Source organism: Acinetobacter sp. YH16044, from assembly GCF_013417145.1.
Classification (GTDB): domain Bacteria; phylum Pseudomonadota; class Gammaproteobacteria; order Pseudomonadales; family Moraxellaceae; genus Acinetobacter; species Acinetobacter amyesii.
In genome coordinates this window covers 1-1,366 of record NZ_VPEK01000141.1, presented here as the reverse complement: position 1 = coordinate 1,366, position 1,366 = coordinate 1, and the positions used below count along the sequence as shown (strand labels likewise).

Here is a 1,366-nt window from a genome sequence, read left to right as displayed (position 1 = left end):
AACAGTGGTCCAATTTTGTTGCACGGTTCTAATATTTTTCTTAATTTTTCTGTAGTGTTTAGACAAGAGCTATCAGAAATTACTACTGTTCTTGTGTCCGAAATTGATTGATTGAGTTTACTCTCCATACTTTTTAATACTGGAATCAATATTGGTAAATCTAACTCCATACGTTCTCGTGCAGCAGTAATATTGGCTAGTCCGTGATATGTATGTCTGAATAAGTCTTTCTTCATCTCAACTAAGTCATCATCTCCAACAAGCTCACTGTAATCTCCAGCCATAATTCGCTCACATGTTTTCATGAGTCTTTCAACTACTTCTGATATCACATCTTCAGTAGATTCTGACTTTCCAAATTGACTTTCATCTAAAAGGAAATCTGGTATTACTTGCTTCATTACACTTTGAGTGACTCGTTTAAATAAGTAAGGAGCACATACATCAACACTAATTTGATGGATTTTCCTAGTTCTTAACAAGTTACAAGTAACTTCAGAAAATATTAAATTACGTATTTCTGTATTTATAAAATCTAATAACTTACGATTAAGGGTCATTTGTAGATTCACTACAATATTTAAAATTTCCTGATATTCTTCATTTTTTAAACTTTTAAAAAATTCAACACTGTACCCATAGAAATCGACGAAACCAAAACCAACTCGATGATCAGGATTTGTTTGGCTTATTCTTGCTTGAATAGACTTCAAATCTTCATCTGTAAGTAACTTTAATCCATAGTCATCGAAAGCCTTCCTTATAATTTGATCAGCATCATCTATAGAAACTACAGTTTTAACATTAAAGAAATTTTTTAAAATTGTAGATTCAGCATAGATCCTATTTGTTAAATCAGTGCCATTAACTGCATCGACTTTGATGCTAGTAAGTATTTTTTTTACCTCTTCTAATGGAGGAGAGAATCTCTCCTTTCGAAAAGACTCATATTCTTCTACTATCTCACTAATATACTTAGCAATATTCCCGTTATTAATATCATCAAGAATACTAAGACTATAATTATGAATTAGATCATTTGCAGGTTCAGTAAAATCATTCGATACGTAAATCAAATACTTGAAATTATTAAGATTAGGAAGAATTGAAGAGTCCTTACTAGCATATAGTGCAAACTTAATCAGCTCTTTTAATAACTGAGGTTTGGTTAGCCTTCCCGTATATTTTTTACACTGAATTAATCCAGAAACACCATCTTTTCCATAAAGTACACAGTCTCGTCCTCTCTCTCCAACCCCCTGCATTAGTACAATATCTGTAAGGTCTTGATGTTTTTTTTTCTTAATTTCTTCCTTAACTAGTGAATAGCAGAGTATTTCAAACTCGCGATCTCCAAGATTATTAA

Annotated in this window: 1 protein-coding gene; it reads right to left on the bottom strand. The window is 31.7% G+C overall.

Annotated features, from left to right (window positions below):
- Positions 1–1,366 (bottom strand): hypothetical protein (locus FTV38_RS17550; RefSeq protein WP_180023048.1); only part of this gene is annotated, 1,366 nt, incomplete at both ends.